Below are 8961 nucleotides of genomic sequence, written 5' to 3' on the forward strand. Positions count from 1 at the left end.
CACGGTGACGCTGCCGGGGACGCACACGGCACCGCTGCTCTCCTCGGTTCCGGCCGCCTTTCACGGCGGGGTCGATGACGTGCTGCTGGGTGCGCTGGCGTTCGCGGTGCGGCAGTGGCGCGAGGCGCGGGGCGTGGACGCCGACGGCGGTGTGCTGGTCGACCTGGAGGGCCATGGCCGCGACACCGACCGGCCGGACGTGGACCTCTCCCGCACGGTGGGCTGGTTCACCCGCGTCCATCCCGTACGGCTCGACGTCAGGGGCGACGATCCCGTGGACGCCGCCAAGCAGGCCAAGGAGCAGCTCGGCCGGGTGCCGGGCCAGGGCTTCGGCCACGGCTTGCTGCGCTACCTCAACCCGCAGACGGCCCCGCTCCTGATGCACTGCGCCCGGCCGCAGATCGGCTTCAACTACCTCGGCCGTACGACCACGTTCCTGGACGCCCGGGCCTCGTCCCCGTCCGGAAGCACCGACGGACCTGCCAACGGACCTGCCGACGGACGCGCCGAATGGACGGTGGCCGACGACGCGCACGGACTGGGCGCCGGCACCGATCCCGCCACCCCGCTGCTGCACGCGCTCGACGTCAACGCCATCGCGAAGGACGGCCCCGAGGGCCCGGTGCTGTCGGCGACGTTCTCCTGGGCCGGCGGTCTGCTGGACGAGGCGGAAGTGCGGGAGCTGGCCGAGCGGTGGCTGCGGGCGCTGGAGGCCCTCGCGGGCACGGGCGCCGGGGCCGGCGGCCACACGCCGTCCGACTTCCCCCTCGTACCCTCCCTCACCCAGGAGCAGGTGGAGGCCCTGGAGGCCGCGTACCCCGGCCTGGAGGACGTCCTCCCGCTCTCCCCGCTCCAGCAGGGCCTGCTCTTCCACGCCGTCTACGACGGCGGCGAGAGCGACGTCTACACCCCGCAGCTCTGCCTGGACCTCGAAGGCCCGCTCGACGCGGACGCGCTCAGGGCCGCCTGCACGGCGCTGCTGGCCCGGCACGCCAACCTGCGGGCCGCGTTCGTCCACGACATCGCGGACACCCCCGTCCAGGTGATCGCCCGCGATCCCGCACTCCCGTGGCTGACGGCCGACCTGAGCGCCCTGCCCGACACCGAGCGGGCCGCGGAGTGCGACCGGATCGCGGACGCTCAGCTCGCCGAGCGCTTCGACCCGGCGCGCCCGCCCCTGCTGCGGGCCGCGCTGCTCCGCCTCGGCGACAAACGCCACCGACTCGTCCTGACGCACCATCACCTCCTGCTGGACGGCTGGTCGGTGCCCGTCCTGGCCCGTGATCTGTTCGCCCTGTACGCGGCCGGGGGAACGGCGGCCACGCTGCCCCGGCCCGCCCCCTACGGCGACTACCTGCGCTGGCTGGCCGCGCAGGACCGCGACGCCGCGCACGCCGCCTGGGCCCGGGCCCTGGACGGGGTGGACGAGCCCACGCTCGTCGCCCCCGCCGCCTCCGACCGGCCGGCGCCGGCCGCTCGCCCCGGACGGGTGCACCCCGAGCTCCCCGAGGGCCTCGCCACCCGCCTCGTCACGTGGGCCAGGTCCCGCGGACTCACCGTCAACACGGTCCTCCAGGGCGCCTGGGCGCTGCTGCTGTCCCGGCTGACCGGCCGTGACGACGTGGTCTTCGGCACGACGGTGTCCGGCCGTCCGCCGGAGGTACCCGGCATCGAGACCATGGCGGGCCTGTTCATCAACACCCTGCCCGTCAGGGCGCGGCTGGACCAGGACCGGACCCTCGAGGAACTGCTGCGCGGTCTCCAGGACGAGCAGGCCGGGCTGATGGCCCACCAGTACCTCGGGCTGAGCGACATCCAGAGCCTCGCAGGCCTGCCCCGGCTGTTCGACTCGGCCATGGTCTACGAGAACTATCCGGTCGACGAGAGGGCCACGGCCCTCACCGGTACCTCCCTCACCCTCACCCGCGCGGAGACCCGTGAGGCCGCCCACTACCGGCTCATGCTGATCGCCGCACCGCGCGAGCAGGGGCTGTCCCTGCGCATCGAGTACGCGCCCGCCGCGTTCGACGACGACGAAGCACGCGTGCTGGCCGACCGGTTCGTGCGGGTGCTGCGGGCGTTCGTGGAGGACCCCCACCGGCCCGTCGGCACGGTGGACGTGCTGTCACCGGAGGAGCGGCACCGCATCCTGGCCGACTGGAACGACGCCGACGCGGACTCGGCGGAGCCCGCCGCGAGCCTCGTCGAGGCGTTCGCGGCACAGGTGGCGCGTACGCCGGAGGCCGTGGCGGTCCGCTGGGACGGCGGTGTGCGGACGTACCGGGAACTCGACGAGCGGGCGGACCGCCTCGCGGCGCGGCTGCTGTCCCTGGGGACCGGTCCGGAGGACCGGGTCGCGCTGCTGATGGAGCGTTCGCCGGAGATCGTGACGGCGATCCTGGGCGTGCTGAAGGCCGGAGCGGCCTACGTGCCCCTCGCCCCCGACCTGCCCCGGACCAGGCTGGACGAGATGCTGCGGCAGACCGGGGCGTCGGTGGTCGTCACCGACGAGACCCACCGGGGCACGGCGCCCGGCCTGCTGCCCCGGGCCGCCCACTTCCTCGCGGTGACCGACGACGACCCGCGACAGGACCCGGCCGCCGTACCTCCCGTGGCGCGCCCCCAGCCGGACAACGCCGCCTACGTGATGTTCACGTCGGGCAGCACCGGCGAGCCGAAGGGCGTGACGGCCACCCACCGCGGTGTGGTGAGCCTGGCCACGGACCGTCACTGGACGAGGACGGCGACCGATCGCCCCGTCCGGACGCTGCTGCACTCGCCGTACGGCTTCGACCCGTCCACCTGCGAGCTGTGGACGCCCCTGCTGAACGGCGGGGAGGTCGTGGTGGCCCCGCCCGGCGAGCCCGACGTGGCGGCCATCGCCCGGGCGGTCCGCGAGCACGAGGTCACCCTGCTCCTGCTGACGGCCGGGCTCTTCCGCGTGGTGGCCGAAGAGGACCCGGGCTGCCTCGCCGGCGTCCGCGAGGTGATGGTCGGCGGTGACGTCGTCACGGCCGCCACCGTCCGCCGGGTGCTGGAGCACTGCCCCGGCACCGTGGTCACCGACGCCTACGGCCCGACCGAGATCACCGTGTACGCCACCGCCCACACCATGGCCGACCGGCGTTCGGTGCCGTCGGCCGTGCCGATCGGCCGTTCCCGGGACGGCATGCGGGCCTATGTGCTCGACGGCCGGCTGCGGCCGGTGCCGCCCGGTGCGCCGGGTGAGCTGTACATCGCCGGTGACGCGCTGGCCCGCGGCTACCTGAACTGGTTCGCGCAGACGGCGGAGCGGTTCGTCGCCGATCCGTTCGGTCCGGCCGGTACCCGTATGTACCGCACGGGCGACCTGGTGCGCTGGACCCCGGACGGAGTGCTGGAGTTCCTCGGGCGGGCCGACCACCAGGTCAAGATCCGCGGCTTCCGCATCGAACTCGGCGAGATCGAGGCGGCCCTCGGCGACCAGGACGGCGTGACCGACTCCGTCGTCCTGGTGCACCGGGCGCCCACCGGAGCCAAGCACCTGGCCGGCTATGTCGTGCCCGAACCGGGCCGCACCCTCGACACCGACCGGCTGCGTGCCCTGATCGCCGAGCGGCTGCCGGAGTACGCGCTCCCGAGCACCCTGCTGGTCCTGGACGCGCTGCCCCTGACCCGGCACGGGAAGCTGGACCGCACCGCCCTCCCGGTGCCGCAGCCGGAGGGCGCGGGCGGCGGCAGGGAACCCCGCACGGAACGGGAGCGGCTGCTCTGCGCGCTCTTCGCCGACGTGCTGGGCGTGGAGCGGGTCGGCGCGGACGACGGGTTCTTCGCGCTGGGCGGGGACAGCATCATGTCGATCCAGCTGGTCAGCCGGGCGCGGCGGGCCGGTCTGGTCCTCACCCCGCGCGACGTCTTCGAGCGGCAGAACCCCGCCGCACTGGCACACGTGTGTCGCGACGTCGACGGCCCCGCCACCACGGCGGAGGACGACGGTACGGGTCCGGTGGAGGCGACTCCGGTGATGCGCTGGCTGCGGGAGTGGCGGGGCACGGCGGAGGGTTTCCAGCAGTCGGTGTTCCTGCGGGTGCCGGGCGGGCTGGGGGAGGAGCGGCTGACGGCGGCGGTGCAGGCGCTGCTGGACCACCATGACGTGCTGCGGCTGCGGGTGTCCGAGGACTGGGCGTTGGAGGTGAGGGAGCGGGGTTCGGTGGACGCCGCCCGGTGTGTGCGCCGGGTGTCTCTCGCCGATGCCGATGCCGATGCCGATGCCGATGCCGATGCTGATGCTGATGCTGGTGTGGTGGGGGAGGCGCGTGCGGCGGTGGCGCGGTTGGCGCCGGAGTCGGGTGTGATGGTGCAGGTGGTGTGGTTCGACGCGGGGGTGGAGGCCTCGGGCCGGCTGTTGGTGGTGGTGCATCATCTGGCGGTGGACGGGGTGTCGTGGCGCGTTCTGTTGCCGGATCTGCGGCAGGCGTGGGAGTCGGTGGCGGCCGGTGAGCCGGTGGAGCTGGATCCGGTGGGTACGTCGTTCCGGCGTTGGGCGGGGCTGCTGGGTGAGCGGGCGCAGGACCCGGCGCTGCTGGAGGAACTTCCCTACTGGACGCACCTGCTGGACACGGACGAACTCCCGCTCGGCCGTCGCGCGCTGGACCGGTCGCGGGTCACCACCGCCACCGCCAGACACCTGACGGTGACGCTGCCGGGGACGCACACGGCACCGCTGCTCTCCTCGGTCCCGGCCGCCTTCCACGGCGGCGTCGACGACGTGCTGCTGGGCGCGCTGGCGCTCGCGGTGCGCCAGTGGCGCGAGGCGCGGGGCGTGGACGCCGACGGCGGGGTGCTGGTCGACCTGGAGCGCCACGGCCGCGACGGCGACCACCCTGATGCCGAGGCGGACCTCTCCCGCACCGTCGGCTGGTTCACCCGCATCCATCCCGTACGGCTCGACGTCACCGTCTGCGGGGACGACCCCGCGAACGCCGTCAAGCGGGTCAAGGAAAAGCTGCGTGCGGTACCCGGCGATGGCTTCGGGTACGGCCTGCTGCGCCACCTCAACGCCGACACCGCGCCCGCCCTCGCGGCCCTCGCCGAGCCGCAGATCGGCTTCAACTACCTGGGCCGCACGGGCTCGGTGTCCTCGGCCGACTGGACTCCGCTCGACCGGCCGGGCGGACTCGACGGCCCGGTGACGGCACTGCCGCACGCGCTCGAGATCAACGCCATCGCGAAGGACGGCCCCGAGGGCCCGGTGCTGTCGGCGACGTTCTCCTGGGCGGGCGGTCTGCTGGACGAGGCGGAGGTGCGGGAGCTGGCCGAGCGGTGGCTGCGGGCGCTGGAGGCCCTCGCGGGCACGGACGCCGGGGCGGGCGGCCACACGCCGTCCGACTTCCCCCTCGTACCCGCCCTCACCCAGGAGCAGGTGGAGGCCCTGGAGGCCGTGTATCCCGGCCTGGAGGACGTCCTCCCGCTCTCCCCGCTCCAGGAGGGCCTGCTCTTCCACGCCCACTACGACCACGAGGGCACCGACGTCTACACCGCCCAGGTCGAACTGGACCTGGCCGGTCCCCTGGACGCGTCGGTCCTGCGCGAGGCATGGACGGCGCTGCTGCGCCGGCACGCCAACCTGCGCGCCGGGTTCGTGCCCGACGTCGCCGGCGTGCCCGTCCAGGTGGTCGTCCGCGACCCCGGACTCCCCTGGCGAACCGTCGATCTGCGCGCCCTGCCCGAGGCGGACGCGGAGGCGGAAGCCGGCCGGATCGCCGCCGAGGAGCGCGCGAAGCGCCTCGACCCGGCGCGGGCACCGCTCATGCGCCTCACCGTCGTGGCCCTGAGCGACACCCGGCACCGTCTCCTCCTGACCAACCACCACATCCTCTTCGACGGCTGGTCGGTCCCCGTCCTCGCGAAGGAACTGTTCACCCTGTACGCCGCCGCCGGCGGCACCGGCGCGGACCTGCCGCCGTCCACCCCCTACAGCGACTACCTCGCCTGGCTCGCCGCACAGGACGGAAGGGCGGCCGAGCGGGCCTGGGCGGACGAACTCCACGGGGTGGAGGAGCCGACGCTCCTGGCTCCGGACACCCCGGCCGCCGTCACCGGGGCACCGGGCGTCCCCGCCAGGATCGAAGCGGACCTTCCCGCACCGACCGTGACGGCACTGCGCCGGCTGGCGCGGGACCGGGGCCTGACGGTCAACACCCTGGTGCAGGGCGCCTGGGCGCTGCTGCTGTCCCGGCTGACCGGCCGTGACGACGTCGTCTTCGGCACGACGGTCTCCGGCCGGCCGCCGGAGATACCCGGCATCGAGTCCATGGCGGGCCTGTTCATCAACACCCTCCCGGTCCGGGTCGTCCTCGACCCGGCCGAGCGACTGGCCGACCTCCTGCTGCGCGTCCAGACCGCCCAGTCGAGGCTGATGGCCCACCAGCACATCGGTCTGAGCCGGATCACCAGGCTGTCCGGTCTGCCGCGGCTTTTCGACAGCCTCGTCGTCTTCGAGAACTACCCGGTCGCCGAAGGGTCCGTCCCGTCCTCGGGTCTCGCCGTCAACGGCTCGAAGGTCCACGACGCGACCCACTACCCGGTGACCCTCGCCGCCGGACTCCGCGACGACGCGCTGTGGCTGCGGCTCCACTACATGCCGCACCTCCTCACCGAGGAGGCCGCACGCACGCTCACCGACCGGTTCCGCACGCTGCTGCGGACGCTCGCCGACGACCCCGCCCGCCCGTCAGGTTCCGTCGAGGTCCTCACCGCCGAGGAGCGGCACCGCATCCTCACCGACTGGAACGACGCCGACGCGGACACGACGAAGGCCGCGACGAGCGTCGTCGAGGCGTTCGCGGCGCAGGCGGCGCGTACGCCGGAGGCCGTGGCCGTCCGCTGGGACGGCGGTGTGCGGACGTACCGGGAACTCGACGAGCGGGCGGACCGCCTCGCGGCGCGGCTGGTCTCCCTGGGGGTGCGGCCGGAGGAGCGCGTCGCCCTGCTGATGGAGCGTTCACCGGACGTCGTGACGGCGGTCCTCGGCGTGCTGAAGGCCGGAGCGGTCTACGTGCCCCTCGACGGAAGACTGCCGGGGGCCCGGCTCGCCTCGATGACACGACTGGCCGGGTGCCGTGTCGTGGTCACCGACGGTGGCACGACCACCGGCGCCCTGCCCGGAATCGAGCACGAGGTCCCGGTCCCGGCCGGTGGCGACGACCGTCCGCAGGAGCTCCCCGTCCGGGCCCCCGCCGTGCGGGTCCTGCCGGACAGCGCCGCCTACGTGATGTTCACGTCCGGCTCCACGGGCGAGCCGAAGGGCGTGGAGATCACCCACCGCGGAGTGGTGAGCCTGGCCACCGACCGCCGCTGGAACCCCGGTGCCGCCCCTCGTGCCGGCCGGGTCCCGCACCGGGTGCTGCTGCACTCGCCGTACGGCTTCGACCCGTCCACCTACGAACTGTGGATGCCCCTGCTGAACGGCGGTGAGGTCGTCGTCGCACCACCCGGCGACCTCGACGTACCCACCATCGCCCGTACGGTCCGCACGCACGGCGTGACCTCGCTGCTGCTCACCGCCGGACTGTTCCGGGTGGTCGCGGAGGAGGACCCCGGCTGCCTGGAGGGGGTCGGGGAGGTGCTGACCGGAGGGGACGTGGTCTCGTCGGCGTCCGTGCGGCGCGTCCTGAACGCGTGCCCGGACACCGACGTCACCGACATCTACGGCCCGACCGAGATCACCCTGTTCGCCACCCAGCACACCATGAGGGACGCGGCCCGGGTGCCGGGCAGCGTCCCCATCGGGCGCTCCCGGGACGGCATGCGGGCCTACGCGCTCGACGGCCGGCTGCGGCCGGTGCCGCCCGGTGCGCCGGGTGAGCTGTACATCGCCGGTGACGCGCTGGCCCGCGGCTACGCACACCGGTCCGCGCTGACCGCGGAGCGGTTCGTCGCCGATCCGTTCGGTCCGGCCGGTACCCGTATGTACCGCACGGGCGACCTGGTGCGCTGGACCCCGGACGGAGTGCTGGAGTTCCTCGGGCGGGCCGACCACCAGGTCAAGATCCGCGGCTTCCGCATCGAACTCGGCGAGATCGAGGGCGTACTCGGCGCACAGGACGAGGTCGCCGACGCCGTGGTCCTCGTGCAGCGGGCGCCCTCCGGCGGCAAGCACCTCGTCGGCTACGTCGTGCCCGAACCGGGACGCCGGCCCGACCCCGGCACGCTCCGGGCGAGCCTCGCCGAACGGCTGCCGGAGTACATGGTCCCCTCCGACATCCTGCTGCTCGACGCGCTGCCGCTGACCGCGAACGCCAAGCTCGACCGCGCGGCCCTGCCCGTGCCCGGCTTCGCCGGCACGACGGGCGGGGGACGGGCACCGCGCACTCCCGTGGAGCGGACCCTCTGCGCGCTCTTCGCCGACGTGCTGGGCGTGGAGCGGGTCGGCGCGGACGAGGGGTTCTTCGCGCTGGGCGGGGACAGCATCATGTCGATCCAGCTGGTCAGCCGGGCGCGGCGGGCCGGTCTGGTCCTCACCCCGCGCGAGATCTTCGAGCACCGGACACCGGCCGCGCTGGCGGAGGTCTGCCGCACCGCGGGCGAGGAGGCGGCGGACGCCGTCGAGGACGACGGCGCGGGTCCGGTGGAGGCGACTCCGGTGATGCGCTGGCTGCGGGAGTGGCGGGGCACGGCGGAGGGTTTCCAGCAGTCGGTGCTGCTCCGGGTGCCGGGCGGGCTGGGGGAGGAGCGGCTGACGGCGGCGGTGCAGGCGCTGCTGGACCACCATGACGTGCTGCGGCTGCGGGTGTCCGAGGACTGGGCGTTGGAGGTGGGGGAGCGGGGTTCGGTGGACGCCGCCCGGTGTGTGCGCCGGGTGTCTCTCGCCGATGCCGATGCCGATGCCGATGCCGGTGTGGTGGGGGAGGCGCGTGCGGCGGTGGCGCGGTTGGCGCCGGAGTCGGGTGTGATGGTGCAGGTGGTGTGGTTCGACGCGGG

General features: G+C 74.2%; 1 protein-coding gene. It reads left to right on the forward strand.

The features are described 5' to 3' along the window. A partial coding sequence (locus KUM32_RS22490) for a non-ribosomal peptide synthetase (protein ID WP_217143745.1) occupies positions 1-8961 on the forward strand: 8961 nt, incomplete at both ends.

Source organism: Streptomyces sp. AC627_RSS907 (assembly GCF_019049165.1).